A 25,837-nucleotide genomic window follows, 5' to 3' on the forward strand; every position below is an offset into this window, starting at 1 on the left:
CGTGCGCGACGCACGGCGACACTGCCAGACTGCCAAGCCATGAGGACCGAGGACTTCTGGCAGCTGATCGACGACGCGCGGGCCGGCGGTGGGGGAGAACCCGGGCCGGTCGCCGCGCGGGCCGTCGCGCTGCTCGCCGCGCGCGATCCGGAGGACATCGTCGGGTACGCCCGGCACCAGACGCGGGTGCTGGCCGCCTCGCACAAGGCCGACCTGTGGGGCGCGGCGTACCTGATCAACGGTGGTGCCTCGGCCGACGGCTTCGAGCACTTCCGGGGCTGGCTGATGACCCAGGGACGGGCGGTCTTCGCCCGGGCGGTCACCGAACCGGACTCCCTTGCCGAATTGCCCCAGGTGCGGGCGGCCTCGCTCAGTGGCGAGGAGTTCTCCGCCGAGCAGATGCTGTCGGTGCCCTGGGACGCGTACCGGAAGGCCACCGCGACCGAGTTGCCGGCGGACCGCGACCCGGTGCGGACGCCGGACCTCAACGACTTCTGGGACTTCGACGACGAGGAGGAGGCGCGTCGTCGGTTGCCGCGACTCGCCGCGCTCTTCGTCGAGCCGCCGCTGGAGTGAGGGCCGCGAAGCGATCCGTCGCCCGCGCAGCGGGCGCACCCCGGCGGCGTGGGAACATAGAGGGGGTCGGCGGCGCGCCGGCCTGTTCACGTCAGCCGACCAGAACGGACCGCTGTGCCACCGAAGCTCGATCCCGGCGCGAATGCTCCTGGTTCCACCGACCCCGGTCGCATCCGGAACTTCGGCATCATCGCCCACATCGACCACGGAAAGTCGACCCTGGCCGACCGGATGCTGCAGCTCACCGGTGTGGTCGACCCCCGGCAGATGCGCGCCCAGTACCTGGACCGGATGGACATCGAGCGCGAGCGCGGCATCACGATCAAGAGCCAGGCCGTCCGCATGCCGTGGACCATCCGCGAGGGTGAGCGGGCCGGCGAGCACGCGGTGCTCAACATGATCGACACCCCGGGGCACGTCGACTTCACCTACGAGGTGTCCCGGTCGCTGGCCGCCTGTGAGGGCGCCGTGCTGCTTGTCGACGCGGCGCAGGGCATCGAGGCGCAGACCCTGGCCAACCTCTACCTGGCGCTGGAAAACGACCTGCGCATCATCCCGGTGCTCAACAAGATCGACCTGCCGGCCGCCCAGCCGGAGAAGTACGCCGAGGAGCTGGCTCACCTGATCGGCGGCGACCCCGCCGACTGCATCCGGGTCTCCGGCAAGACCGGCGAGGGCGTGCCGTACCTGCTCGACGAGATCGTCCGGCAGTTCGTCCCACCGGTCGGCGACGCCGAGGCGCCCGCCCGGGCGATGATCTTCGATTCGGTGTACGACGTCTACCGCGGCGTCGTCACGTACGTCCGGGTCATCGACGGCCGGATCAGCGCCCGGGACCGGATCAAGATGATGTCCACCGGCGCGGTGCACGAGCTGCTGGAGATCGGCGTCATCTCGCCCGAGATGGTCAAGGCCGAGGCGCTCGGCGTCGGCGAGGTCGGTTACCTGATCACCGGTGTGAAGGACGTCCGGCAGTCCCGGGTCGGTGACACGGTCACCATCAACAGCCGGCCGGCGGCCGAGGCACTGGGTGGCTACAAGGACCCGAAGCCGATGGTCTACTCCGGGCTCTACCCGATCGACGGGTCCGACTACCCCAACCTGCGTGAGGCACTGGACAAGCTCAAGCTCAACGACGCCGCCCTGGACTACGAGCCGGAGACCTCCGGCGCGCTCGGGTTCGGCTTCCGCTGCGGCTTCCTCGGCCTGCTCCACCTGGAGATCATCCGGGAGCGGCTGGAGCGCGAGTACAACCTCGACCTGATCTCCACCGCGCCCAACGTGGTGTACCGGGCGATCACCGACGACGGCGCCGAGATCGTGGTCACCAACCCCAGCGAGTACCCCAGTGGCAAGATCGCCGAGGTGTACGAGCCGGTCGTGCGGGCCACCGTGCTGACGCCCAACGACTACGTGGGCGCGGTGATGGAGCTCTGCCAGGGCCGCCGCGGCACCCTGCTGGGCATGGACTACCTGTCCGCCGACCGGGTGGAGCTGCGCTACACGCTGCCCCTCGCGGAGATCATCTACGACTTCTTCGACCAGTTGAAGAGCCGTACCAAGGGCTACGCCTCGCTGGACTACGAGCCCTCCGGCGAGCAGGCGTCCGACCTGGTGAAGGTGGACATCCTGCTGCACGGCGAGCCGGTGGACGCGTTCAGCGCCATCGTGCACAAGGACAAGGCGTACAACTACGGCGTCAGCATCGCCGCCAAGCTTCGTACGCTGATCCCGCGCCAGCAGTTCGAGGTGCCGATCCAGGCGGCCATCGGCAGCCGGGTCATCGCCCGGGAGACCATCCGGGCGATCCGCAAGGACGTGCTCGCCAAGTGCTACGGCGGTGACATCAGCCGTAAGCGCAAACTGCTGGAGAAGCAGAAGGAAGGCAAGAAGCGGATGAAGATGGTCGGCCGCGTCGAGGTGCCGCAGGAGGCCTTCATCGCCGCTCTCTCCTCCGACTCCGGCGACGGCAAGGCCGCCGGAAAGAAGTAGGTCGCGCTTCGTACGCGCCCGGGTGCCCTGTGCGCCCGGGCGCGTTCGTGTTCGGTGGCGTCCTCCGCTGCGGTGTGGGGGCCTGTCTCGTCTCTCCGGCCACGTTGGGAGTGCCGGTCCGGTTGCCTCCTCGGGGGTCTGGTGGTCGCCCCTCGGAGCGCCGGGTGCGGTGCCGTGACCGCCGGGGCAGAAATTTTTCTGGCCGTCGTCGTGGGGCACCCGGGTCGGCGACACCGGCTCCCACCTGTGTGGACGCGGCTCCACGCCAACCGACGCAGCTCCCGGACATAGACGACTGACGCTTTCCTTTGAGGTGAGTCGGTTTGGGCTTTCGACGGGTCGGGCAATTAGTGGTCACGACAGGAAGCACACCTTGTGTGTCGAACATTCTTTGAAGGAGGGTGGCCGTGGAGCTCACCGTGTGGGGCATCATCACTGCGATCGTTGTTGGTCTCATCGTCGGCGCGCTCGGCCGCCTGGTTGTTCCGGGCCGGCAGAACATGCCGATCTGGCTGCACCTGCTGATCGGTGTTGGCGCGGCCCTGCTGGGCACCGTTCTGGCGCGGGCCATCGGCATCGCAACCGAGACGAGCGGTATCGACTGGGCCGAGTTGCTGGTGCAGGTCGTGGTGGCCGCGATCGCGGTCGCGCTGGTGGCCGGTGTGGGTGGCCGCCGCCGCGTAACCCGGTAACACCAGCACCAACCCCCGTATTACGCAGCATCTCCGATGGGCGCCCGGCCAGCAGGCTGGGCGCCCATCGGCGTCTGCCGTTGTGGTGGTCGGTCGTCGGCTCCGTCGGCGTCTTGCTGTTGTGGTGGTCGGTCGTTGGGTCCGTCGGCGTCTTGCTGTTGTGGTGGTCGGTCGTCGCGCCGGTTCTGTTGTGGCCGGCCAAGAGTGGCGTCCGCCAAGCGTCGCCGGCACCTCGCCGGGCGTCCCTGGCGGGTCGGATCGCGGAGATCCACTCGGTTTCCGTGATGTCGCGGTGTCCTGGTGGCCGTGATGCCGCGGTTTCAATGATCTCGTGTTGATCTCTTGGTTCGGCGTGGCGGAGTCGTTCGTCTGTATCGCGTCAGGGGTGTTACGGCGCCTGGTGGCGGCGGAGATCCACTCGGTTTCCGTGATGTCGCGGTGTCCCGGCGGCCGTAATGCCGCGAGATCAAGCAAACCGAGTGGATCACGCGGCCTCGCGACGCCAGGCGCTGCGCGGCCGGTGGCTGTGGGGTCCGACCGGCCGCCCTATGTCCGGGCGGCAGGGGCCTGGCCTCGCTGCGGCCTGGTGGCCGGCGGGCCTGGTGGCCGGCGGCCTGGCGGCGCTGCGGCCCGGGCTGCGGGAGAGCCTGACGGCGCTGCGGGCTTGGCGGCCTGGCGGCCCGGCTCGTGTGGGGTGGCGGGGTGCGCGGTGGAACGTGTGCCTGTCGACCAAGTCGTGATCGTCTGGTGGGCTAAGTCGGTTTGGATTTTCGTTGGGTCGGGCAATTAGTGGTCACGACAGGAAGCGCACCTTGTGTGTCGAACATTCTTTGAAGGAGGGTGGCCGTGGAGCTCACCGTGTGGGGCATCATCACTGCGATCGTTGTTGGTCTCATCGTCGGCGCGCTCGGCCGCCTGGTTGTTCCGGGCCGGCAGAACATGCCGATCTGGCTGCACCTGCTGATCGGTGTTGGCGCGGCCCTGCTGGGCACCGTTCTGGCGCGGGCCATCGGCATCGCGACCGAGACGAGCGGTATCGACTGGGCCGAGTTGCTGGTGCAGGTCGTGGTGGCCGCGATCGCGGTCGCGCTGGTGGCCGGTGTGGGTGGCCGCCGCCGCGTCACCCGATAACGACCTCGCAACACCTGGCGCCACTGCGCCACCGTAGGACAGCGCGACTGAAGGAGCGCCCGGCCCAGAGCCGGGCGCTTTTTCGTGCCGTGTGCCCGACTTCAGCCCGATGTCAGAGCATCGGTGGTCGGGCCGCTGCGATACCGTCGCCTCGCTTCGATCAGTCCTGCCCACTGTCGTAAAGGAATTCTTCGTACTAGGGTGCGGCGGAGAAGGTTAGTTCCAGGCGGCGTGAGGGGAGAAGTGGCGTGAACAGGTGGAAGCGGTTGGCCCCGGTCACCGCCATGGTGGCCTCGGCCGCGATGGTGCTGACCGGCTGCGGGGGTTCCGGTGAGGACGCGGCCGACGACAGCAAGCTCACGGTCTGGATGATGGGCGAGGGCGGCGACGCGCAGAACGCCTTCCTCGATTCCGTCGAGACCGAGTTCCGCCAGAAGCACCCCGACACCGACGTGGTGGTGCAGTACATTCCCTGGCTCGAAGCGCCCAAGAAGTTCCAGGCCGCGCTCGCCGGTGGTGAGGGACCGGACATCACCGAGCTGGGCAACACCGAGACGCAGGGGTGGGCTGCCCAGGAGGCGCTCGCCGACGTCAGCGGTCGGATGGGCAGCTGGGCCGACGGCAAGGACCTGCTTCCCGACCTGGTGCGCAACGCCCAACTCGACGGCAAGCAGTACGGCGTGCCCTGGTACGCGGGTGTGCGCGCGATCTACTACCGCACCGACTGGTTCGCCGAGGCCGGCGTGCAGCCCCCGAAGACCTGGGACGACCTGGTCACCGTGGCCAAGGCCGTGCAGGCGAAGAAGAAGGGCACCTACGGCATCGCCCTGCCGGGCAACTCCGAGCTGCCGTTCTACTCCTTCCTCTGGGGCGCCGGCGGCGAGATCGCCAGCAACCAGGGCGGCACCTGGAAGTCCGGCTACACCACGCCGGAGGCGCAGCGGGCGGTCAAGTTCTGGACCGACCTGGTGACCGTGCACAAGGTGGCCCCGCCGGCGGCGGCGGGTTGGAACGAGATCGACGCGCGCACGCAGTTCGCCACCGGCAAGGCCGCGATGGCGTTCGCCGGCAGTTGGCAGCAGGGCGCCATCAAGAAGGACAACCCCGAGATCGAGAAGGTCTGGGGTACGTTCCCGATCCCCGGCCCGGACGGCAAGGCGGCGCCCGGGTTCGCCGGTGGTTCGGACGTGGCGATCTGGAAGGACAGCGAGCGGCAGGACCTGGCCTGGGACTACCTGACCGTGCTGCTGAACAAGAAGAACTCGCAGAGCTTCGCGAGCAGCCTCGGCTTCTTCCCGGTCTACAAGGATCTGGTCGCCAGTGACACGTACGCCAACGACAAGGTGATGGCGGCGTTCGCCACCACCATGCAGAACACCAAGCTCACGCCGCTCACCCCGAAGTGGGTGGAGGTCAGCCGTACCAAGACGGTGACGCAGGCGATGAACAGCTCGGTCATGAAGGGTCAGAAGACGGTCGAGAAGGCTACCGCCGACGCGGCCGGTGAGATGGAAGGCATTTTGAACAGCAAGTGAGCTCACAGACAAAACCCCCGGAGACGGCCGCCGCGCGGGAGACCCCCGCGCGGCGGCGTCGCCGGGTGGACCGCCTGCCCTACCTGCTGCTCCTGCCCGCACTGGTGATCATCGGGGTGCTGCTGCTCTGGCCGCTCGGCCAGGTGGTGGTGATGTCCTTCTACCGCCTGAACAGCGTCCGGCAGCTGCGCGGCGACCGGGAGTGGCCGTGGGTGGGGCTGGGCAACTACGCCGACATCCTGTCCGATCCGTTCTTCCTGACCGTGCTGCGCAACACGGTCCTGTTCGCCGCGGCGAACGTGCTGCTCACGATGGTCCTCGGCACGCTTGTCGGGCTGCTGCTCAACCGGCTCGGCCGCAAGATGGCGACCTTTGTGGCCAGTTGCGTGATGCTGGCCTGGGCCACGCCGGCGCTGACCGGCACCATCGTGTGGAAGTGGATCTTCGACGACACGAGCGGCCTCGTCACGTGGCTGTTCAACGCGCTGCCCGACGGGCTCTCCGACAGCCTGTTCGGTCGGAGCGACTGGACCGGCTACGGCTGGTTCAACTCACCGCTGCTCTTCTTCGCCATCCTCACCCTGGTGGTGGTCTGGCACTCGTTCCCGTTCATCGCGGTGAGCGTGCTCGCCGGTCTGAAGAGCGTGCCGAGCGAGCTGCACGAGGCGGCCCGGGTGGACGGCGCCAGCCCGTGGCGGGTCTTCTGGAAGATCACCTTCCCGCTGCTGCGGCCGGTCTTCGGGATCCTGATCGTGCTCTCCACCATCTGGGACTTCAAGGTGTTCACCCAGCAGTTCGTCCTGGCCGGCGGCACCCAGGACCGGCCGACGTTCATGCTCGCCATCTACTCGTACGCCGAAGCCTTCTCCCCGCCGCCGAAGTATGGACTCGGCGCGGCCGTCGCGGTGATCCTCACGCTGATCCTGCTCGTGGTGACCGGCTTCTACGTACGGATGGTGCTCAGGCAGGAGGACGAGTCGTGAAGAAGGTAGCCCTCAACGCCGCCGGGCTGCTTGTCGCGCTCTTCGCGGCGTTCCCGGTCTACTGGATGATCTCGACCTCGCTGAAGCCCAGCAACGAGATCTTCTCGGCCACCCCGCAACCGGTGCCGACCCACCCGACGCTGGCGCACTACCGGGAGATCCTGACCGGCAACCTGATCCCCGGCGTGAGCTTCTTCGACTTCTTCCTCAACAGCGCGCTCGTCGCCGTCTCCACGGTGGTGCTCAGTGGCCTGGTCGCGTTGCTGGCCGCGACCGCGGTGGCGCGGTTCCGCTTCAAGCTGCGGACCAGCTTCCTGATCATGCTGCTGGTGGTGCAGATGATTCCGCTGGAGGCGTTGGTCATCCCGCTGTTCCTGATGATCCAACGGCTGGGGCTCTACAACACCCTGCCCAGCCTGATCCTCACGTACCTCGGTTTCTCGCTGCCGTTCGCGGTCTGGATGCTGCGCGGCTTCGTCGCCGCGGTGCCCAAGGAACTGGAGGAGGCGGCGGCCATCGACGGGGCGAGCCGGGCCCAGATGTTCCGGCGGATCCTCTTCCCACTTGTCGCACCCGGCCTGGTGGCCACCAGCATCTTCTCCTTCATCACGGCGTGGAACGAGCTGATCTTCGCGTTGACGTTCATCAACGACCAGGGGAGCTACACGCTGCCGGTGGCGATGACGTTCTTCTTCGGCCGCGACGACACCAACTGGGGTCCGGTGATGGCCGCGTCCACCCTGTTCACCCTGCCGGTCATCATCTTCTTCCTGCTGGTGCAGCGGCGGATGGTCTCCGGTCTGGTGGCCGGCGCCGTCAAGGGCTGACCGGCCGGAAACGCCGCCCGGCGGTCAGTCGGGCGGCGACTTCGGCAGTCGCTCCATCCGGTTCCATCCGGACCAGCCGCGCTCGCGCATCAGCTCCCGCAGCCGCCGCACACGCGGGTCGGACTCGACGGCGAGCGCGTCGATCAGGTCGTGCGGGAGATCGTCGTCGGCGTCCTCTCGGGGAATGACCTCGCTGGCGGCGTACGCCTGCTCTGCTAGGCAGGCCATGATGTCGGCGGCCTCCGCCAGCCGCGGGTCGTCCTCCTCGTCACCGTCGAAGATCTCCGAGAGCACCCGATAAAGTCGGACGACCTGCGGATCATCGAGGTGGGCGATCTTGCCGGGCATCCACTCGACGATGCGGTCGGGCCAGCGCGCCGCGACCAGGATCCACCCGTCCCGTTCGGCCTCCACCATCCGCTGGGACGCCCCGATGCCCCGGAGCCGGTCGAGATAGGCCGCGACCTCCGGTGGGAGCGCCAGGCTGTCCCCGGCGGTGAGCTGCGCGATGTGTCTGCGGCTGCTCTCCAGCCGTTGGATCTCGTCGCGCAGGTGGTTGTCGATGGTCCGGATCGCTTCGGCGAAGGCCGAGGCGTCGGCTTCGAGCATCCGACTGATCTGCGACAGTGGCACGCCGGCGTCGGCGAGAGTGCGGATCTTGATGAGCGACACGACTGCCGTTGCGCCGTACCGCCGGTAGCCCGAAGCGTCCCGCTCCGGCTCGGGCAGGAGCCCGATCTGGTGATAGTGCCGCACCGCCCGCACCGTGACGCCGGCGTACGCCGCGAGTTGGCCGATCGTCAGCATGCCCTGATCCTGCCCCCCAGTTCGAACAGCTCCCCCGTTCAGGAGATCCTGCGACGGTAGGTGACGTTGGCGAACAGGTAGGCGAGAACGAGGATGCCGGCGCACCAGGCGAGAGCGATCCAGATATCGGCGCCGACTGGCTGTTGGGTGAACAGGTCCCGGATCGCGTTGACGATGGAGGTCACCGGCTGGTGCTCGGCGAATGCGCGTACCGGGCCGGGCATGGACTCGGTGGGCACGAAGGCCGAGCTGACGAACGGCAGGAAGATGAGCGGGTAGGAGAACGCGCTCGCGCCGTCCAGCGTCTTCGCGCTGAGGCCGGGGATCACGGCGATCCAGGTCAGTGCCAGGGTGAACAGGACGAGGATGCCGGCGACCGCGAGCCAGCCAGACACGCCCGCCCCCGTACGGAAGCCCATGATCAGGGCGACGCCGATGACGACGACGATCGAGATCAGGTTGGCGACCAGCGAGGTCAGGACGTGTGCCCACAGCACGGCGGAGCGGGCGATCGGCATGGACTGGAACCGTTCGAAGATGCCGCCCTTCAGGTCCAGGAAGAGCCGGAAGGCGGTGTAGGAGATGCCCGAGGCGATCGTGATGATCAGGATGCCGGGCAGCAGGTAGTTGACGTAGGAGTCGGACCCGGTCTCGATCGCGCCGCCGAAGACGTAGACGAACAGCAGCATGAAGGCGATCGGCATGATCGCGGTGGTGATGATGGTGTCCGGGCTGCGGGCGATGTGGCGCAGCGAGCGACCCAGGAGAACGGCGGTGTCGCCGACGAAATGCCTGTTCATCGTTGTTCCTTGCTCGTGCGGGTGCCGACGACGGTGAGGAAGACGTCCTCGAGGCTCGGCTGCTTCTCGACGTACTCGATCTTCGCGGGTGGGAGGAGCTGCTTGAGCTCGTCGAGGGTGCCGTTCACGATGATCCGGCCCTCGTGCAGGATCGCGATCCGGTCGGCGAGATGCTCCGCCTCGTCGAGGTACTGGGTGGTGAGCAGTACTGTCGTACCTCCCTTGGCGAGTTCCTTGACGGCCTGCCACACCTCGATGCGCGCCTCCGGGTCCAGCCCGGTTGTCGGCTCGTCAAGGAAGATCACCGGTGGGTTCCCGATGAGACTCATCGCGATGTCCAGCCGGCGGCGCATACCCCCGGAGTACGTAGCCACCCTCCGGGTGCCCGCCTCGGTCAGCGAGAAGCGCCTCAGCAGGTCATCCGCGACTGTGCCCGGCTCCGGGCGGTGCCTGAGCCGGGCGACCAGGACGAGGTTCTCCCGCCCGGTGAGGACCTCGTCGACCGCCGCGAACTGCCCGGTGAGACTGATCGACTCGCGCACCTCGGCGGCCTGTGCCGCGACGTCGAAGCCGTTGACCCGGGCGGTCCCCGCGTCGGCCCTGAGTAGCGTGGACAGGATCTTCACCACAGTGGTCTTGCCCGCTCCGTTGGAGCCGAGCAGGGCGAAGATGGAGCCGCGCGCCACGTCGATGTCCACACCGCGCAGCACCTTCAGATGCTTGAACGACTTCTCCAGGCCCCGCACGTGTAGCACGGGCGGCTCGACCTGAGCGGTTGTTGGAGGGATGCTCATGGCAGCCAGCATGGAGGGTTGACGCAGCGTCAAGGTCAAGCCAGCAACGCGAATTCACCTAGGCTGACGGTCATGACGGGCAGGGTGGCAGCGATGAACCTCGGCATCGTGACCGAGGCGCAGTGGGCCGGCGACGCGAGCGGTCGCAGCGGCATCGACAAGCGGCCGGTGGACGGCCCGGTGCTGATCCGCGCCGACGGGGTGGTCGGTGACTTCATCGGCGAGCGAGCCCATCACGGTGGTCCTGACCAGGCGGTCTACGCCTACGCGGAGGAGGACGCCGCCTGGTGGGCGGCCGAGTTGGGCCGCGACATACGGCCCGGTGGTTTCGGGGAGAACCTGTCCACCTACGCGATCGACGTGACCGGCGCGGTGATCGGCGAGCAGTGGCAGGTCGGTTCCGCCCTGCTCCAGGTCACCAAGCCGCGGACGCCCTGCACGACCTTCGCGGGGTTCTGGGGCGTACCGGATCTGATCAAGCGGTTCACCGCGCGGGCGATGCCCGGCGCCTACCTGCGGGTGCTGCGCGAGGGCGAGGTCGGGCCGGGTGACCCGGTCGAGGTGGTGGAGCGGCCCGCGCACGGTGTGACGATCGGCGAGGTGTTCCGGGCCACCAGCCTGGAGCCGGAGCTGCTGCCCCGGCTGCTCGAAGCGGAGGACCTGCCGGAACCGATCCGGGAGAAGGTCCGCCGCCGCCTCGCCTCCCGCGGCTGAACGCGGGGTCCCGACCACGCGCGACAGTCCGCTCCGGGCTGGCTGGCCGCCGGCGAGAACCTGGGGACGGGGCCGACGGTTGCCCGTATTGTCCCTACCGGGGGCGTGCTGCGGGGGGCCGGGTGGAGCGCGATGTCGACGGCGACGGACAGCGATGCCACGGCGGCGTCACCCCCCGATCCGGGCCTGGAGCGTCCGGCCTTCCTGGAACTCTTCTTCGACCTCGTCTACATCTTCGCGCTTGTCACCCTGGCGACCGTACTGGCCGACAACCTCAGCTGGACCGGCCTCGCCGAGACGGTGGTGCTGCTGCTCGCGTTCACGATGATCTGGGCGCTGACCGTCTGGGGGGCGGACAGCATCGACCTGACCCGCCCGTCCGGGCAGGGACAGGTCATCTGGGTGGCGTCGGCCAGTCTGCTGTTGGCCGCGCTCGCGGCCGACGCGTACGGCGATCGTGGGCTGCTCTTCGGGACCACGTACGTGGTGATCCACCTCAGCTCCGCGGCCTACTACGTCGTGGTCATCTCGATCAGGAGACCGCCGCGTCGCAGCATCCGGATCCAGCTCTGGGAGAGCGTCGCCGGCGTCGGCTGGATCGGTGGGGCGCTCGTCGGCGGTTCGGGGCAGTTGGCGATCTGGGCGCTCGCTGTCGTCGTCGAGTATGCCGCAGCCGTGTTCGGCTGGCCGGTGCCCCGGATCGGTCGGTCCCGAGCACGTGACTGGCGGCTGGTCGGTGCCCGGGTGGCGGAGCGGTACCGGCAGTTCGTCATCGTCGCGCTCGGTGTCTCGATCTTCGTCACCGGCACGACCTTCAGCGCGAGCGAGTACACGCTGGAGCGTGGCTGGGCGCTGCTCGTCGTGTTCGCCACCGTCGTGTTGATGTGGCGGATCTACATCTACCGTGCCGGTGAGCTGCTGACCGACGCGATCGCCCGATCGACGAACCCGGCGCTGCTCACCCAGTCCGCGGCGGCAACCCACCTGGTCATGGTGGCCGGAATCGTCGGCGCGGCGGTCACCAGCCACCTCGTGGTGAGCCGCCCGCTGGGCGAGACCCCGCCCTCCTGGGCGGCGGTCATCCTTGGCAGCCCCGCGTTGTATCTGGTCGGCCGGGGCGTCCTCGACTTCACCGTCTTCGGACGGATCTCCCGGTCCCGGCTGGCCGGTGTGGTGCTGCTGGCGTGCCTGGCACCGACCACACCCCTGTTGCCGCCGGTCACGGTCGCGCTGCTCGCCATGACGGTGCTGCTCCTGATCGCCGCGGCGAACCTGGTGAGTACCCGCCGGCACGCGCGGGCGCCGGCACCGCCGATGCTGGGGTGACCAGGCCGCGCCGCGTCATGGCGCGGCGGCCCGGACCGGATGGTGTCGCGCGGCCAGCCCCTCCCCGATCAGGGTGAGCAGCAGCACCAGGTTCGCCAGCACCAGGGCGGCCAGGGGCGGGAGCAGGAGTGTGGCGGGGCCCAGCAGGGCGCACAGCACCCCGATCGCCAGCACCCGGGACCAGAGGGTCCGGCCGGTCACCACGGCGTCGAACAGCACGGTTCCGAGCAGGAACAGGGCCGGTCCGCCGAGGATGGTGGCCATCAACCCGACCGGCGCGGAACCGAACGGCCGATCAATGACCAGCGAGGTGCCGGTCGACACCAACACCACCCCGGCCACCATCACCAGGTGGCTGTACGAGGTGGAGGTGCCGGGGCGGACCCGCTCCACGGTCGCGACGCTGGGTGGGGCCAGGATCCGCTGGACCCGCTGGAAGTAGAGCTGGAACAGCAGGACCGCGCTGACGAACGCGACCGCGCAGGTGGCCACCCGGCCGGCCGTGAACCCGCTGTCGGCCAGCCCCATGCCGGTGCTCAGGATCAACTCGCCGAGCGCGACGATGAAGATCGCCCGGTGCCGCTCGGTGAGGTGCATGCCGGTGAAGATCTGGCTGGCGAGTTCGGTACGCCCCAGCCTCGGCGTCGGCCAGCCGAACCGCGCCGAGCCGAGGTCGACCACCACCGCGAGCGACCAGAGCACCAGTCGAGCCGTCTCGTCCACGAACACGCCGGCCACCCACGGCGCCACGGTGATGCCGAACCAGAAGAACACCCGGATGCTCCGAGCCTGGATCGGGCGGTCCACCCGGGTGCCGGGGATCAGGACGGCGTCCCGGACCAGGTGGATGCCGAAGTACGCGGCGACGAACAGCCATCCGTACCGGCCGAAGGCGTACGGCGTGGCGATGGCCATCAGCAGGGTGCCGAGCATGACCAGCAGGGCGGTCGCCTGGATGATCGGCAGCCGAGGGTTGAACAGGTCGGTGAGCCACGCGGTCAGCACCCAGACCCACCAGGCGGCCAGCAGCAGAACGGCCGTCTGTAGCGCACCCCGGACGGTGAGGTCGGCGGCCAGGCTGGCGGCGAGCCGGGAGAACATGAAGATGTAGACCAGGTCGAAGAAGAGTTCCAGGAAGGTCGGGTACGCCTGCTCGCCCCGGCGGCGGAGGATCCGGGGAAGCGGAGCGGACGTCACTGCGACTGCCTCCTGTGCCACCCCGCGCCCTCCGGCGGGGGCGCCCCGACCTGCGCACCCGCCACGCTACCGACAGTGCGGTCTCCGGTGGTCGGAACGGGCTCGGTCCGAGCGGTCGGGTCCCCGCGGACACGAAACGGCCCTCTGCCGTGGTGCAGCGGTGGCAGAGGGCCGTTCTACGAGCAGCGGGTCAGCGGAGCCAGGGGATGTTGCGGTCGAGCAGACCGCGCTCCTTGAGCTCCTTGCGCAGCGGGATCTCGTCGTCGACGTACCCGTCCCAGTTGATGCCCCAGTAGTTGGCGGTGTGGGTGCCCTCACCGATCAGCTGGCGCTGCACGGGGGTGCGGTTGCGGTACCACTCGCCGTTCACGTCGGGGTGCAGCTCGTCCAGCGGACGGATCCACCGGTAGGTGTAGCCGACGAAGAGCATCTTGCGGGTGATGGTCGACAGGTTCGTCGAGCGCGAGTGCCACTGCCGGCGGTCGAAGATGAAGGCGTCGCCCGGGTTGGCGGTGATCTCCACCGTGCCCTCCGGGTCGGGGTTCTGGACGGTGAGGTCCGCCGGCCGGGGCAGCGAGTTCTTCAGGTGGCTGCCCGGGATGACCTTGGTGGCGCCGCGGCCGGTCTCGGAGAGGTCCGACAGCACGTACGCGACCTTCAGCGAGAACATCGGCCGGGGCAGGTTCGGGTCCATCGTCTCCGGGTCGGAGTTCTGCCGGTACCCGTCCTGGTGCCAACCCCAGTACGGCTTCTCCGGCTCGGCGGCCGGCGGGGTGACGTCCAGGTGGTTGTGGTGGGTGTAGATGTTCCAGCCGGCCAGCCCCCACATGTACGGGAAGGCGACCGGGTGGGTGAGCAGCTCGCCGAAGAGCTCGTCGCGCTCCAGGAACCCCAGCAGGTGCAGGGTGCCGTCCTTCTTGGTGGTGCCCTTGGCCTGCTCCTCCGCGTAGACGCGGTCGACAGCCGCCTCCAGCGCCGCCCGGTGGTCCTCCGTCAGGACGTTGCGCAGCAGGAGGAAGCCCTGCTCGTGGAACTCCTTGCGGTCAGTGTCGCTGATCGGTTCGTAACCGGTCCGGTCGCCGTAATCGAACACCGCGTCGTACCCCTCCCCATGAGGTGAAACCTTTTCTGGCACAGGCCGCCGATCGTAACGCGGTGGCCAAGGCCTCGGGGAGGGCGTGTTGCGTGTGGGGGACCCAGCCGGAACCCCCCGCAGCGGGAGGGCTGCGCACAGTGAGATCTTTGTGATCGAGAGACGTTCTTGTGGCTCTTTGTCCGATTGTGCGGTGACTGCCGGTTAAGAGATCCGGGGCCGGTCAGCCCTCGTCGAACACCTCGGCCACCACCCGGCCGGCGGAGTTCTGCTGTCCGTCCACCCGACCCCAGGTGCCGCCCCGGGCGGTCCACTCCAGGTCGCCGAAGCGGACCCGCTTCACCCCGTGGTCCTGGGCGTGCGAGACCAGCCAGTGCGCGTACCGCCAGCCATCGCGCTGATCACCCGGAGTCACCGTCAGGCCGGTCGGGTCGTTCGGGTCGAGACCCTTCAACCCCCAGTCCAGTACGAGGTTGCGGGTGAGCTGGGTGGCCGCCGCCGCCCCGTGCATCACCGGGGTACGCCCCACCGTGCAGGCGACCGCGCCGGTGGCGTCGCCCATCAGTGCGCGGCTGAGCACCTCGGAGTCGTCGGCCCACTTCTGGTAGGCCTCCGGGAAGGCCGAGCGCTGCACCCGCTGGGCGGCGTCGGTGACCCGCATCTTCTCCCAGCCGCGGACCTTCTTGAGCGCCGCGTAGAACCGGTTGGCCGCGTAGCGCGGGTCGCGGATCTGCGCCGGGGTGCCCCAGCCCTGGCTCGGTCGCTGCTGGAAGAGGCCGACCGAGTCGCGGTCGCCGTCGGCGAGGTTGCGCAGCCCGGACTCCTGGTACGCCGTGGCCAGCGCGACCACGACGGCCCGCTCGGGCATGCCGCGCTGGGCGCCGATCGCCGCGATGGTGGCCGCGTTGGCCATCTGGTCGGCGTCCAGGGCGACCCGGCCGTCGGCCTGCACGGTGCACTTGCGTGCCGACAGCGGCAGCTGCAGACCGCCCCCGACCTGCCGTACGACGAGCCAGATCGCGATCACGGCGACGAGGATGAGGACCACTCCACCCGCAACGGCTGCCCGAGTTCGCACCCACACCCCCAGATCGACAAGTCTGCCAAGCGTACGTCCCCGTCGCGCCGAACGGACCGTCCGAGCGGGTTCGAGGCCGGCTCGGCGGCTCCGTCCCGGTTCGGGGTCGGCTCCACCGACGCGTTCCGATCGAGCACATTCCCGCTGCGGGCGCGGTCTCACCTGCCCGGATGGCTCTCCCGCCCACCCTGACTCAACGACAATCCAAGCGTGTGGTGCCGGTTGTCGCTGGCCAGGTGGCGGGCACCCGGCGTCTCGGCCGCCGGCTTGTCGCGCGCGTCACCGCCTCGACCGGGCAGGGAAGTGGTTGACCGGTCAAGGAGTTACTACGGTTGACATGTCAATCGCTGGCCCGTCCGGTGGTACGCGATGCGACCGAGCCGGGTCACGGAGCAAGGAGGAGTTCCATGGGAACGCTCGACGGCAAGGCTGTGCTCGTCACCGGCACCGGCGGCGGTCTGGGACGCGTCTCCGCGCAGATCTTCGCGCGGGAAGGCGCGAAGGTCGTCGGAGCCGACATCCAGGTCGCCGGCAACGACGAGACGGTCGAACTCGTCCGCGCCGCCGGCGGTGAGATGACCGGCATCGCGCCGGTCGACCTCAGCGACCCGGAACAGGTGCGAACGTTCGTCGAGGAGGCCGCCGCGGTCTACGGCGGGCTGGACGTGGTCTACAACAACGCGGCCGCGCTCCGCTTCGGCCCGATGCCGGACTTCTCCGTCGAGGACTGGCGGTACACCATCACCGGCGAACTGGACATTCCGTACTTCGTGTCGAAGTTCGCCTGGCCGCACCTGGTCCAGCGGGGCGGCGGCGTCATCATCAACGCCGCCTCCATGGCCGGCCTGATCGCCGGTCACGTCCCCCCGATGGTGGGTCACACCGCCGCCAACGCCGGCGTCATCGGCCTGACCCGACAGCTCGCGCTCGAAGGCGCGCCGCACGGGATCCGCGCGGTGGCGGTCAGCCCCGGGCCGATCATCAGCCCGGCGAGTGAACGCGACCTGGGTGACAACCAGGCGGCGCGAGACGCGATCACCGGCAAGACGCTGCTCAAGCGGTTCGCCCAACCCGAGGAGGTCGCCGAACTCGTGGTGTTCCTGGCCTCCGACCGGGCGTCTTACATCACCGGGGCGAACTACCCGGTCGACGGCGGCGCGACCGCCTGGTGACCCCACCGGACGAGCCCTTTGCTCTGCTCCAACGGACGCAACACTCAGACGCCGTAAGTGGTGCGCCGGTTGAAGCAGAGCAAAGGGCGCGCGGACAACCATGCCTACCCGGCGTGCTCGCCGGAGCCCTCGTCCAGAGCGGCCACCCATCGAGCCAATCTCTTCTCCCGGAAGGCCGTGACCCCTTCGCGTCCCTCGTCGGACAGGAAGTACCCGGTCGACAGGGCGGACAGCCGGGCCAGCTCGCCACGCAGCTCGGCGGTGCTCGGCCGGCGCAGCAGCTCCTTCGCGCCGGCCAACGCGCCCGGTGCGCCACGCACCAGCGAGTCGCAGTACCGCCGCACCGCGTCGTCCAGGCCGTCCGCCGGCACGCTGGCCGTGACCAGTCCGATCTCGGCGGCCCGCCGGCCGTCAAAGGTGTCTCCGGTCAGATACAGCTCGGCGGCGGCCCGGGCCTGCAGCCGAGGCAGTACGGTCGCCGAGATCACCGCCGGGATCACCCCGATCCGCACCTCGGTGAACGCGAACGTCGCCTCGTCGGCGCAGACCGCCAGGTCGGCGGCGGCGATCAGGCCCAGCCCACCGGCTCGCGCCGGCCCGCCCACCCGGGCCAGCACCGGCTTCGGGCACTCCCAGAGCGCCGCGAGCACGTCGCCCAGCATCCCGGCGGGCACCGTCCCACTGGCGTACGCCGCGGCGGTCTCCTTCAGATCCGCGCCCGAGCAGAAGACCGGGCCGGTGTGGTCCAGCACGATCACCCGGACCGTCTCGTCGGCGACCGCGTCGCCCAGCCCGGCCAGCAACTGGGTCATCAGGGCGGTGGACAGCGCGTTGCGGTTGCGCGGGCTGTCCAGGGTGAGGGTGGTCACCCCACGGGCCGTGGCGACCCGCACGAGGACGTCGGGAGAGGTCATGCCGGGCACACTAGTGGCCATGCCCGGCGTCCTTCCAGATGGTGAGACCGTCCCCGTCGACGGATCGCTGCCCGCCACCGCCACCACGGCGGTCGGCGCGCGCGGCTTCGGCGTCTACGTGCACGTGCCGTTCTGCGCCAGCCGCTGCGGCTACTGCGACTTCAACACCTACACGGCGTCCGAGCTGGGTGGCGGTGCCAGCCGCGAGGGGTACGCCGACACCGTCCTGGCCGAGCTGGCGCTCGCCGCCCGGGTGCTCGGCGACAACCCGCCGCCCCGGGTCGACACCGTCTTCGTGGGCGGCGGCACACCCACCCTGCTCCCCGCCGACGACCTGGCCCGCATCCTCGACGGCATCGACCGCACCTGGGGGCTGGCCGCCGACGTCGAGGTGACCACCGAGGCCAACCCGGAGTCGGTGACCCCGGAATCGTTGAAGCTGCTGCGGTCCGCCGGCTACACCCGGATCTCGCTGGGCATGCAGTCCGCCTCCCCGGGGGTGCTGGCGATCCTGGACCGCAGACACAGCGCCGGCCGCGCCACCGCCGCCGCCCTGGAGGCCCGCGACGCCGGATTCGAGCACGTCAACCTGGACCTGATCTACGGGACCCCGGGGGAGCGGCCCGAGGACTTCGCCGCCTCACTGGAGCAGGTCGTGGCCGCCGGAGTGGACCACGTCAGCGCGTACGCCCTGATCGTCGAGGACGGCACCCGGCTCGCGGCCCGGATGCGGCGCGGCGAGCTGGCGTACCCCAGTGACGACGTGGCCGCGGACCGCTACCTGGCCGCGGAGGCCGCGCTCGACGCGGCCGGGCTCTCCTGGTACGAGGTCTCCAACTGGGCGCGCACCGACGACGCCCGGTGCCGGCACAACCTGCTCTACTGGACCGGCGCGGACTGGTGGGGGCTGGGGCCGGGGGCGCACAGCCACGTCGGCGGGGTGCGCTGGTGGAACGTCAAACACCCCACGGCGTACGCCCAGCGGCTGGCTGCGGGCACGTCTCCCGGCCTGGCCCGGGAGGTGCTCACGGCCGACGAGGCGCACATGGAGGACGTGATGCTCCGGCTGCGGCTCGCCAGCGGCCTGCCGCTGGCGGTGCTCGACGCCACCGGGCGGGCCGGCGCCGAGCGGGCGCTGGCCGGCGGCCTGCTGGCCGCCGACGAGTACAAGGCCGGTCGGGCGGTGCTCACCCTGCGCGGGCGGCTGCTCGCCGACGCGGTCGTGCGCGACCTGCTGCCCTGAGCCAGCCCCGCCGCCCCGGACCGGGGCAGCGGGGCACCGACCGGCCGGGGGAGCGGCCGGAGCGGGTCACTTGATGAAGCTGGCCGAGAGCGGGTAGCGGTAGAGCTGGCCCTCGTTGGCCTTGATGCCGGCGATGATGCCGAACACAGCGCCGAGAATGATGGCCGCCCCGACCCCGATGAAGCCGATCAGGATGCAGGACAGCACCCAGCCGACCAGGCCGACGACCGACCAGATGAGCTGGAAGTTCAGCGCCGCCGCGGCGTGCGACCGCACCGTCGGGGACTGGTTTCCCCGGGCCAGCAGCGCCACCAGCGGCGCGATCCAGCCCAGCACCCCGCCGCTGAGGATCATCCCGGCGGCACCGCCGAAGTGCGCGACGAGCGCCCAGGTCTTGTCCTCGTTGCTGGCGAAACCGCCACCGGGGCCGCCGTAGGCGCCGCCGGTCGGATATCCGCCACCGGGCGGCGGGTAACCGCCGGCCGGCGGATAGCCTCCGGGCGGCGGGTAGCCACCAGCCGGGGGGTAGCCGCCCGACGACGGTTGGTCACCGGTGGGCGGCGGATAGCCACCGGCCGGGGGATAGCCGCCCGGGCCAGGCGCCCCGGACAGTGGTGCGGTGGGTGGCTCAGCCGACGGGTACGAGCTGGGAGAGGTCGGCTCCGGCGGGTAGTTGCCGGGGTCACCCGCGCCGGGAGGGCGAGGAGGTTCAGTCATGGGTGTCACGGTAGGGGTCCGTGGCAACGCCGCACCAGTGGGCGGCCGTTGATCATCGCGCTGGCGGGTACGCCGACGTAGACTGGCACTCGTTACAGTCGAGTGCCAGGGCGGCCCGACCGGGGCCACGGCGCCGGCGGCCGACGTGCGACAGGAGGTGCGGAGGATGGGTCTCGACGACCGGAAACTCGCTGTGCTCCGCGCGATCGTCGAGGACTACGTCTCCACCCAGGAGCCCGTCGGCAGCAAGGCGCTGGTCGAGCGGCACCAACTCGGGGTCTCCCCGGCCACGGTCCGCAACGACATGGCCGTGCTGGAGGAGGAGGGCTACATCCGGCAGCCGCACACAAGTGCCGGCCGGGTGCCCACCGACCGCGGCTATCGACTCTTCGTCGACCGGTTGTCCCGGGTCAAGCCGCTCAGCCCGGCGGAACGTCGGGCGATCGAGCGCTTCCTGGTCGGCGCGGTCGACCTCGACGACGTGGTGCACCGCACAGTCCGGCTGCTCGCCCAGCTGACCCGGCAGGTGGCCGTCGTGCAGTATCCGAGCCTGGCCCGCTCCTCGGTTCGGCACCTGGAGCTGGTGCCGATCTCCACCACCCGGCTGATGCTCGTCATGATCGCCGACACCGGGCGCGTGGAGCAGCGGCTGGTGGAGTTGCCCGGGCCGGTGCCCGCCGACAACGTCACCGATCTGCGCCGGCTGGTCAACGAGAAGCTCGCCGGCGCGCGGCTGTCCGACACGCCACCGTTGGTGCAGGCGCTCGTCGAGGAGGCGCCGTCCGAGCTGCGTCCGGCGATGACCACGCTCTCCACGGTGCTCCTGGAGACGCTTGTCGAGCGGCACGAGGAACGCATCGCGCTGGCCGGCACCGCCAACCTCACCCGCGGCGGCCTGCTCGACTTCCAGGGTTCGCTACGGCCGATCCTGGAGGCGCTGGAGGAGGAGGTCGTGCTCCTCAAGCTCATCGGTGAGACCGAGCCGAGCACGACCCGGGTGCTGATCGGTGACGAGAACGAGTTCGACAACCTGCGGGCCGCCTCGGTGGTCAGCACCGGGTACGGCCCGGGCGCCACGATCGTCGGCGGCCTCGGGGTGCTGGGTCCCACCCGGATGGACTACCCCGGCAATATCGCCACGGTGCGCGCCGTGGCACGCTACGTGGGCGAGTTGCTGGCCCAGAACTGATTGGTCAGGGCCGATGCGGCCGGCTGCGGCCGCCGACCGGCACAACGCGAGACGAACATGAGGACACGGAACGCAGTGGCCAGGGACTACTACGGCATTCTCGGTGTGAGCCGGGAAGCCTCCGATGACGAGATCAAGCGCGCCTACCGCAAGTTGGCGCGCCAGTTCCACCCGGACGTCAATCCGGACCCGGAGGCTCAGGAGAAGTTCAAGGACATCAACGCCGCGTACGAGGTCCTCTCGGACGACCGGAAGCGGCAGATCGTCGACCTGGGTGGCGACCCGCTCGCCCCGGGCGGCGGTGGCGCCGGCGGCCCGGGTGGCCCCGGTGGTGCCGGTCCGTTCGTCGGTTTCCAGGACATCATGGACGCGTTCTTCGGTGGCGCGGCCGGTGGGGCGCGCGGTCCCCGTCCCCGGACCCGCCCGGGTGCCGACGCGATCCTGCGCCTCGAACTGGACCTGCACGAGACGGCGTTCGGCGTCGAGGCCCCGATCACCGTCGACACCGCTGTGCTCTGCACCACCTGCTCCGGCGCCGGCACGGCCGCCGGCACCCACCTGGCGACCTGTGAGGCGTGCGCCGGCCGGGGTGAGGTGCAGTCGGTGCAGCGCACCTTCCTCGGCCAGGTGGTCTCCGCCCGGCCGTGCACGGTGTGCCAGGGCTACGGCACCACCATCCCGCACCCCTGCCCCACCTGCGCCGGCGACGGCCGGGTGCGCACCCGTCGTTCGCTGACCGTCAAGATCCCGGCCGGTGTCGAGGACGGCATGCGGATCCGGCTGGCCCAGCAGGGCGAGGTCGGCCCGGGCGGCGGCACCGCCGGTGACCTCTACGTGGAGATCCACGAGCGTCCGCACGACGTCTACTCCCGCAAGGGCGACGACCTGCACTGCCGGGTCACCGTGCCGATGACCGCTGCGGCGCTCGGCACCCGCCTGACCATCAAGACGCTGGACAGCGAGGAGACGGTCGACGTCAAGGCCGGCACCCAACCGGCCAGCACGCTGCGACTGCGCGCCCGGGGCGTGCCACATCTGCGCGGCACCGGCCGAGGCGACCTCTACGTGCACCTCGACGTGCGAACCCCGACCAAGCTCGACCCCGACCAGGAGAAGATGCTGCGCGACTTCGCCAAGACCCGTGGTGAGGAGGTCGCCGAGTTATCCAAGCAGGGCGGCTTCTTCTCGCGGATGCGCGACGCGTTCAACGGGCACGCCTGAGGTGTCCGCGCCGCTGTTCCTGGTCGAGGCGCTGCCCACCGGTGACGCGTTGACCCTGGACGGCCCGGAGGGGCACCACGCCGCCACCGTGCAGCGGCTGCGGGTCGGCGAGGAACTGCTGCTCGCCGACGGTCGGGGCGGCACGGCCGCCGCCGTGGTCACCGCCGTCGGCCGGGGCAGCCTGGAGGTCGCCATCACCTCCCGGGGGTACGCGGACGCGCCGGTCCCCCGGATCGTGGTGGTGCAGGGCATCGCCAAGGGCGACCGGGGTGAGCTGGCGGTGCAGGCGATGACCGAGGTCGGGGTGGACGAGATCGTGCCCTGGGCGGCGTCCCGCTCGGTCACCCAGTGGCGCGGCGACCGGGGCGTACGGGCGCGGGAGAAGTGGGTGGCCACCGCTCGGGAGGCCGCCAAGCAGGCCCGCCGCCCGTGGTTGCCCGTGGTGGCCGGCGCGCCCGACGAGTCCACCGCCACCGTCGCCCGCCGGATCGCCGGTGCTGCCGCCGGGTTCGTGCTGCACGAGGAGGCCGAGGAGCGGCTCAGCACCGCCGAGCTGCCGCCCAGCGGTGAGATCGTCCTGGTCGTCGGCCCCGAGGGTGGCATCGCTCCGGCCGAGCTGACGGCCCTCCGGGAGGCGGGCGGGCGAGTCGTGCGGCTCGGCCCGGCCGTGCTGCGTACCTCGACGGCCGGCGTGGCGGCGCTCAGCGTGCTGGCCACCCGCCTCGGTCGCTGGTAACCCGCTCCTGCGGTCGCGCCGGCCTGCTTGTGACGGTCAGTGCCGGCCACCCCCAGGTCGGCGGTCATGGCGAACAGGGAACGACGCGCGACCGTGTCTCCGCGCGCTCGGCTCCAGATCCGGATACCGGAGTCGTGGTCCAGCGCCGCTGTACGGCAGCGATGACGTGCGCCAGGCGCCGACCGCGGCACGCCGGACTCTCGCACGGCGTGACGGTCAAGCGGGCAGCTTGCCGCTGACGTTGGTGGACATCGTGTGCAGGATGCCGGGCAGTTGCTCGAGCATCTCGGCGGGCAGGTCGCGGATCGTCTCCTCCGCAAGGGTGAGCCAAAGCTGCTGGATCTGCCCGACCAGCGCCTTGCCGCTGGCGGTGAGCGCGACGACGGTGGCGCGCTTGTCGGCCGGATCGGGTGTGCGCTTGATGTGGCCGGAGGCCTCCAGCTTCCGGGTCATCAGCGTGACGCTGGGTGGTTCACAACCCAGCGCCTCGCTGAGCTGCGCTTGGATGCGAGGGCCACTCCGGTCGAGTTCCAGCAACAGAGCCTCCTGGCCGACGTGCAGGCCGAGCGAGGCGAGCAGGTGCGCCGCCCTGGCCCGGTGACGCAGGCTGAGCAGGCGGATCGCCTGGTTCAGGGCGTCGGCGTACTCGTAATCCACGGAACCTCCTTGACAGCGGCGTTAGTTATGCGCATAACATTATCCGCCTAATGATTAAGCGCATAACTAACGCTACCAAGGAGTCAACGTGACGGTGAAGGTCGCAGTCATCTACTACAGCTCTACCGGTACCGTGCATGCCCTCGCGCAGGCCGTTGCCGACGGGGCCATGACCACCGGCGCGGAGGTGCGCCTGCGCCGGGCGGCCGAGCTCGCGCCGAATGAGGCGATCGATCAGAATCCGCTGTGGCGCCGGCACGCCGACGCCACCAAGTCGGTGCCCGTGGCCGAGCTCGACGACCTCGCCTGGGCTGATGCGTTCGCGTTCGGCACGCCGACCCGCTTCGGCACGCCGGCGGCGCAGCTCAAGCAGTTCATCGACCAGGCCGGCGGCCTGTGGCGTGAGGGCGTGCTGGCCGACAAGGCGGTCACGGCTTTCACCTCGGCCTATAACCGGCACGGTGGCAGCGAAGCCACCATCCTCGCGCTCGGCAACGTCTTCTACCACTGGGGCTCGGTCATCATCCCGCCCGGCTTCACCGACGCCACCGTCTACGCGGCCGGCGGCAACCCCTACGGCACCGTCGCGACCGGCGGCGAGGGTGCCGACGCCGCGGCTCTCGGGGCCGCTCGCTACCAGGGGCAGCGTCTGGCCAATTTCGCCGCCCGGCTTAGCGGCGACGTCCTCGTCCCGAGCCGCTCCGCAGCGGCGTGAGCAGTCACCCTGCTTCGGAGGAAAAGATGACGAGTATCCGTACCGAGAATCCGGGGACCAAGCTGTACGCCGGGCCTGCCTGGCTGGTCCTCGCGCTGGCCTGCGCCTGCCAGTTCATGGTCGTGCTGGACGTGTCGATCGTCAACGTCGCCCTGCCTTCCGTACAGCGTGACCTGGGGTTCACCGACACCGGGCTGGCCTGGGTGGTCAATGGCTATGTTCTGACGTTCGCCGGGTTCATGCTGCTGGGCGGCCGTGCGGCGGACCTGTTCGGGCACCGCCGGATGTTGGTGGCCGGCCTCGGCCTGTTCTCGCTGGCCAGCCTGGCCGCCGGCCTGGCCCACACGCCAGAGCTGCTTGTCGGTGCCCGGGTCGCTCAGGGCCTGGGCGGCGCCATGCTGGCACCGGCCACCCTCGCAGTGATCAACACGCGCTTTCCCGAAGGGAAGGAGCGCGCTCGGGCCTTCGGTGCGTGGTCCTCGGCGGGCGGCGTCGGCGGCATGGTCGGCGCGGTCGCCGGCGGCGTGCTGACCTCCGGGCTCTCCTGGCGGTGGGTGTTCCTGATCAACGTGCCGATTGGCATCGTGCTGCTCCTGGTGGCCACATCGCTGACCGCGGCACCGGCGCTCCGGCGCGAATCGCTCGACCTGCTCGGCGCGATCACGGGCACGGCCGGCCTGGCGTCGCTGATCTACGGCGTCATGCAGGCCGCCGATCACGCGTGGGGCTCCCCGCGGGTGATGCCGCCGATCCTGGCCGGCGTGGTCCTGCTCGCCGTGTTCCTGGTGGTCGAGAAGCGCGTCGCGGCCCCGATGATGCCACTGCGGCTGTTCAGGAACCGCAACGTAGCCGTCAGCAACGCGATGCTTCTGCTGTTCGGCGGCATCGCCATCGCGATGTGGTTCTTCTCCTCGCTGTTCATGCAGAACGTGCTGCAGTACAGCGCATTGGACGCCGGGCTCGGACAGACCCCCGCCGCAGTCATGTTCGTAGTGGTCGCCCGCTTCGCCACCGGCTGGTTTCTCCGGAGCGGTGCCCGCGCGCTCATCTTGACTGGGTGCGCATGCTTCGTGGCCGGCTTCGCCTGGCTCTCCCAAGCCGACGCCGACAGTCACTACGCCGCCGGAGTGCTCGGGCCGACGCTGCTCGTCGCGATCGGCATCGGCCTGGTCTTCCCGACCCTGATGGCCTCAGCGACCGCCGACGTCTCGTCGGGTGACGCCGGCATCGTCGGCGGCCTGGCCAACACCGCCAGCCAGGTTGGTGGCTCGATCGCACTTGCGGTGTACGCGACCGCGGCCGCCACCCGCGCCGCCGCGAACGACAGCGCGAGCGCCCCGCCCGACGCACTGGCCTCTGGATACGCACTGGTTTTCGGTATAGCGGCCGGAGTCGCCCTGACGATTGCCGCAGTCAGCCCGTTGCTCCCCACGCGGCGGCGGACCTGACCCACAACGCCACATGATGCCCGCCGCCCACGCGGTTGCCACCCGGGCGTGTCAATCCCGGCTCAGTGGTCCCCGCGGCAACGCAGCGCTCCCGTCCATGCTGCGGACTTACTATCCTCGACACGAGAGCACAGAACATGACTCAGGTTCGCTACCGAGGATCAGCTGATCTCAATGGGTTTAGTTTCGACCAGCGTCGCGTGCCGGTGGCAGACCGTGGCAGGCATGGAGGCGCCCGACCGAGGGAGACCGACGACGTTGACGTCCCATCCTTCGTCTT

25 protein-coding genes are annotated in these 25,837 nt (G+C 70.0%); 16 read left to right on the top strand and 9 right to left on the bottom strand.

Annotated elements, in window-relative coordinates; genetic code table 11:
• Window positions 1-39: 39 nt before the first annotated feature.
• From AB0A90_RS09530 to AB0A90_RS09560, 7 genes are all read left to right on the top strand, one after another.
• Window positions 40-576, top strand: a complete 537-nt coding sequence (locus tag AB0A90_RS09530; RefSeq protein ID WP_357244417.1) for a DUF4240 domain-containing protein — start codon at window positions 40-42, stop codon at window positions 574-576.
• A gap of 114 nt (window positions 577-690) precedes the next feature.
• Window positions 691-2,568: a translation elongation factor 4 gene (lepA, locus tag AB0A90_RS09535; RefSeq protein WP_357244420.1), complete on the top strand. Its 1,878-nt coding sequence runs from the start codon at window positions 691-693 to the stop codon at window positions 2,566-2,568.
• A gap of 407 nt (window positions 2,569-2,975) precedes the next feature.
• The gene (locus AB0A90_RS09540) at window positions 2,976-3,260 is read left to right on the top strand and encodes a GlsB/YeaQ/YmgE family stress response membrane protein (RefSeq protein WP_099857898.1); all 285 of its coding nucleotides are present in this window, start codon (window positions 2,976-2,978) and stop codon (window positions 3,258-3,260) included.
• 846 nt (window positions 3,261-4,106) lie between these two features.
• Window positions 4,107-4,391 (top strand): GlsB/YeaQ/YmgE family stress response membrane protein, encoded by a 285-nt coding sequence (locus tag AB0A90_RS09545; RefSeq protein WP_099857898.1) that lies wholly within the window; start codon window positions 4,107-4,109, stop codon window positions 4,389-4,391.
• A gap of 248 nt (window positions 4,392-4,639) precedes the next feature.
• A complete protein-coding gene (locus AB0A90_RS09550; RefSeq protein ID WP_357244423.1) occupies window positions 4,640-5,926 on the top strand; it encodes a sugar ABC transporter substrate-binding protein in 1,287 nt (428 codons plus the stop codon).
• Window positions 5,923-6,909, top strand: a complete 987-nt coding sequence (locus tag AB0A90_RS09555; RefSeq protein WP_357244426.1) for a sugar ABC transporter permease — start codon at window positions 5,923-5,925, stop codon at window positions 6,907-6,909. The genes AB0A90_RS09550 and AB0A90_RS09555 overlap by 4 nt, the downstream gene beginning before the upstream one ends.
• Window positions 6,906-7,736 (top strand): carbohydrate ABC transporter permease, encoded by an 831-nt coding sequence (locus tag AB0A90_RS09560; protein ID WP_357244429.1) that lies wholly within the window; start codon window positions 6,906-6,908, stop codon window positions 7,734-7,736. Before AB0A90_RS09555 ends, AB0A90_RS09560 begins: the two co-directional genes overlap by 4 nt.
• Before the next feature lie 24 nt (window positions 7,737-7,760).
• Here AB0A90_RS09560 and AB0A90_RS09565 read toward each other — a convergent pair whose 3' ends face one another.
• Genes AB0A90_RS09565 through AB0A90_RS09575 form a run of 3 tightly spaced genes read right to left on the bottom strand, consistent with a single transcriptional unit; the run spans window position 7,761 to window position 10,137 of the window.
• Window positions 7,761-8,543, bottom strand: coding sequence for a MerR family transcriptional regulator (locus AB0A90_RS09565; protein ID WP_357244433.1), 783 nt, complete (start codon window positions 8,541-8,543; stop codon window positions 7,761-7,763).
• 38 nt (window positions 8,544-8,581) lie between these two features.
• Window positions 8,582-9,343, bottom strand: a complete 762-nt coding sequence (locus AB0A90_RS09570; RefSeq protein ID WP_357244436.1) for an ABC transporter permease — start codon at window positions 9,341-9,343, stop codon at window positions 8,582-8,584.
• Complete coding sequence (locus AB0A90_RS09575) at window positions 9,340-10,137, bottom strand: ATP-binding cassette domain-containing protein (protein ID WP_357244439.1); 798 nt, start codon at window positions 10,135-10,137, stop codon at window positions 9,340-9,342. Before AB0A90_RS09575 ends, AB0A90_RS09570 begins: the two co-directional genes overlap by 4 nt.
• 93 nt (window positions 10,138-10,230) lie before the next feature.
• On the opposite strand from AB0A90_RS09575, the gene AB0A90_RS09580 reads away from it, so the two are divergent.
• Together AB0A90_RS09580 and AB0A90_RS09585 are read left to right on the top strand one after the other, a co-directional pair.
• Window positions 10,231-10,851, top strand: a complete 621-nt coding sequence (locus AB0A90_RS09580; protein WP_357245173.1) for an MOSC domain-containing protein — start codon at window positions 10,231-10,233, stop codon at window positions 10,849-10,851.
• A gap of 132 nt (window positions 10,852-10,983) precedes the next feature.
• The gene (locus tag AB0A90_RS09585; protein ID WP_357244443.1) at window positions 10,984-12,177 is read left to right on the top strand and encodes a low temperature requirement protein A; all 1,194 of its coding nucleotides are present in this window, start codon (window positions 10,984-10,986) and stop codon (window positions 12,175-12,177) included.
• A 15-nt stretch (window positions 12,178-12,192) separates the two neighbouring features.
• On the opposite strand, the gene AB0A90_RS09590 is transcribed toward AB0A90_RS09585, so the two are convergent.
• The 3 genes from AB0A90_RS09590 to AB0A90_RS09600 form a co-directional block, all read right to left on the bottom strand.
• The gene (locus tag AB0A90_RS09590; RefSeq protein WP_357244446.1) at window positions 12,193-13,374 is read right to left on the bottom strand and encodes a low temperature requirement protein A; all 1,182 of its coding nucleotides are present in this window, start codon (window positions 13,372-13,374) and stop codon (window positions 12,193-12,195) included.
• A gap of 190 nt (window positions 13,375-13,564) precedes the next feature.
• Entirely contained in the window at window positions 13,565-14,467 is a 903-nt protein-coding gene (locus tag AB0A90_RS09595; protein WP_354979729.1) for a phytanoyl-CoA dioxygenase family protein, read from the bottom strand.
• Between the two features lie 223 nt (window positions 14,468-14,690).
• Complete coding sequence (locus tag AB0A90_RS09600; protein ID WP_357244450.1) at window positions 14,691-15,551, bottom strand: hypothetical protein; 861 nt, start codon at window positions 15,549-15,551, stop codon at window positions 14,691-14,693.
• A gap of 401 nt (window positions 15,552-15,952) precedes the next feature.
• Between AB0A90_RS09600 and AB0A90_RS09605 the strand changes: the two genes are divergently transcribed.
• A complete protein-coding gene (locus AB0A90_RS09605) occupies window positions 15,953-16,717 on the top strand; it encodes an SDR family NAD(P)-dependent oxidoreductase (RefSeq protein ID WP_357244453.1) in 765 nt (254 codons plus the stop codon).
• Window positions 16,718-16,821: 104 nt separating this feature from the next.
• On the opposite strand, the gene AB0A90_RS09610 is transcribed toward AB0A90_RS09605, so the two are convergent.
• Window positions 16,822-17,631 (bottom strand): enoyl-CoA hydratase-related protein, encoded by an 810-nt coding sequence (locus tag AB0A90_RS09610; protein WP_357244456.1) that lies wholly within the window; start codon window positions 17,629-17,631, stop codon window positions 16,822-16,824.
• A 19-nt stretch (window positions 17,632-17,650) separates the two neighbouring features.
• On the opposite strand from AB0A90_RS09610, the gene hemW reads away from it, so the two are divergent.
• Window positions 17,651-18,874: a radical SAM family heme chaperone HemW gene (gene hemW / locus AB0A90_RS09615; protein WP_357245175.1), complete on the top strand. Its 1,224-nt coding sequence runs from the start codon at window positions 17,651-17,653 to the stop codon at window positions 18,872-18,874.
• A gap of 66 nt (window positions 18,875-18,940) precedes the next feature.
• Here hemW and AB0A90_RS09620 read toward each other — a convergent pair whose 3' ends face one another.
• Window positions 18,941-19,591 (bottom strand): DUF4870 domain-containing protein, encoded by a 651-nt coding sequence (locus AB0A90_RS09620; RefSeq protein WP_357244459.1) that lies wholly within the window; start codon window positions 19,589-19,591, stop codon window positions 18,941-18,943.
• Between the two features lie 166 nt (window positions 19,592-19,757).
• On the opposite strand from AB0A90_RS09620, the gene hrcA reads away from it, so the two are divergent.
• The 3 genes from hrcA (at window position 19,758) to AB0A90_RS09635 (ending at window position 22,737) form a co-directional block, all read left to right on the top strand.
• Window positions 19,758-20,780, top strand: coding sequence for a heat-inducible transcriptional repressor HrcA (gene hrcA, locus AB0A90_RS09625; protein ID WP_357244462.1), 1,023 nt, complete (start codon window positions 19,758-19,760; stop codon window positions 20,778-20,780).
• 75 nt (window positions 20,781-20,855) lie between these two features.
• On the top strand, window positions 20,856-22,001 hold the full coding sequence (dnaJ, locus tag AB0A90_RS09630) for a molecular chaperone DnaJ (protein ID WP_172862226.1): 1,146 nt from the start codon (window positions 20,856-20,858) through the stop codon (window positions 21,999-22,001).
• 1 nt (window position 22,002) lies between these two features.
• The gene (locus AB0A90_RS09635) at window positions 22,003-22,737 is read left to right on the top strand and encodes a 16S rRNA (uracil(1498)-N(3))-methyltransferase (protein WP_357244465.1); all 735 of its coding nucleotides are present in this window, start codon (window positions 22,003-22,005) and stop codon (window positions 22,735-22,737) included.
• 216 nt (window positions 22,738-22,953) lie between these two features.
• Here AB0A90_RS09635 and AB0A90_RS09640 read toward each other — a convergent pair whose 3' ends face one another.
• Window positions 22,954-23,394 carry a MarR family winged helix-turn-helix transcriptional regulator gene (locus tag AB0A90_RS09640; RefSeq protein ID WP_357244468.1) on the bottom strand — a complete coding sequence of 147 codons (441 nt, stop codon included), beginning with the start codon at window positions 23,392-23,394 and terminating at the stop codon, window positions 22,954-22,956.
• A gap of 88 nt (window positions 23,395-23,482) precedes the next feature.
• On the opposite strand from AB0A90_RS09640, the gene wrbA reads away from it, so the two are divergent.
• Together wrbA and AB0A90_RS09650 are read left to right on the top strand one after the other, a co-directional pair.
• The gene (gene wrbA / locus AB0A90_RS09645) at window positions 23,483-24,109 is read left to right on the top strand and encodes an NAD(P)H:quinone oxidoreductase (RefSeq protein WP_357244471.1); all 627 of its coding nucleotides are present in this window, start codon (window positions 23,483-23,485) and stop codon (window positions 24,107-24,109) included.
• A gap of 26 nt (window positions 24,110-24,135) precedes the next feature.
• On the top strand, window positions 24,136-25,557 hold the full coding sequence (locus tag AB0A90_RS09650) for an MFS transporter (RefSeq protein ID WP_357244474.1): 1,422 nt from the start codon (window positions 24,136-24,138) through the stop codon (window positions 25,555-25,557).
• Window positions 25,558-25,837 lie beyond the last annotated feature (280 nt).

It is taken from the genome of Micromonospora sp. NPDC049204 (assembly GCF_040647935.1).
GTDB lineage: Bacteria > Actinomycetota > Actinomycetes > Mycobacteriales > Micromonosporaceae > Micromonospora.

What these genes read in the sequence shown, in the direction of transcription:
- AB0A90_RS09530 (WP_357244417.1), top strand. Translation starts at nt 40, where the DNA reads ATGAGGACCGAGGACTTCTGGCAGCTGATCGACGACGCGCGGGCCGGC.
- AB0A90_RS09565 (WP_357244433.1), bottom strand. Translation starts at nt 8,543, where the DNA reads ATGCTGACGATCGGCCAACTCGCGGCGTACGCCGGCGTCACGGTGCGG.
- AB0A90_RS09570 (WP_357244436.1), bottom strand. Translation starts at nt 9,343, where the DNA reads ATGAACAGGCATTTCGTCGGCGACACCGCCGTTCTCCTGGGTCGCTCG.
- AB0A90_RS09575 (WP_357244439.1), bottom strand. Translation starts at nt 10,137, where the DNA reads ATGAGCATCCCTCCAACAACCGCTCAGGTCGAGCCGCCCGTGCTACAC.
- AB0A90_RS09580 (WP_357245173.1), top strand. Translation starts at nt 10,231, where the DNA reads ATGAACCTCGGCATCGTGACCGAGGCGCAGTGGGCCGGCGACGCGAGC.
- AB0A90_RS09585 (WP_357244443.1), top strand. Translation starts at nt 10,984, where the DNA reads ATGTCGACGGCGACGGACAGCGATGCCACGGCGGCGTCACCCCCCGAT.
- AB0A90_RS09605 (WP_357244453.1), top strand. Translation starts at nt 15,953, where the DNA reads ATGGGAACGCTCGACGGCAAGGCTGTGCTCGTCACCGGCACCGGCGGC.
- AB0A90_RS09610 (WP_357244456.1), bottom strand. Translation starts at nt 17,631, where the DNA reads ATGACCTCTCCCGACGTCCTCGTGCGGGTCGCCACGGCCCGTGGGGTG.
- hemW (WP_357245175.1), top strand. Translation starts at nt 17,651, where the DNA reads ATGCCCGGCGTCCTTCCAGATGGTGAGACCGTCCCCGTCGACGGATCG.
- AB0A90_RS09620 (WP_357244459.1), bottom strand. Translation starts at nt 19,591, where the DNA reads ATGACTGAACCTCCTCGCCCTCCCGGCGCGGGTGACCCCGGCAACTAC.
- hrcA (WP_357244462.1), top strand. Translation starts at nt 19,758, where the DNA reads ATGGGTCTCGACGACCGGAAACTCGCTGTGCTCCGCGCGATCGTCGAG.
- AB0A90_RS09650 (WP_357244474.1), top strand. Translation starts at nt 24,136, where the DNA reads ATGACGAGTATCCGTACCGAGAATCCGGGGACCAAGCTGTACGCCGGG.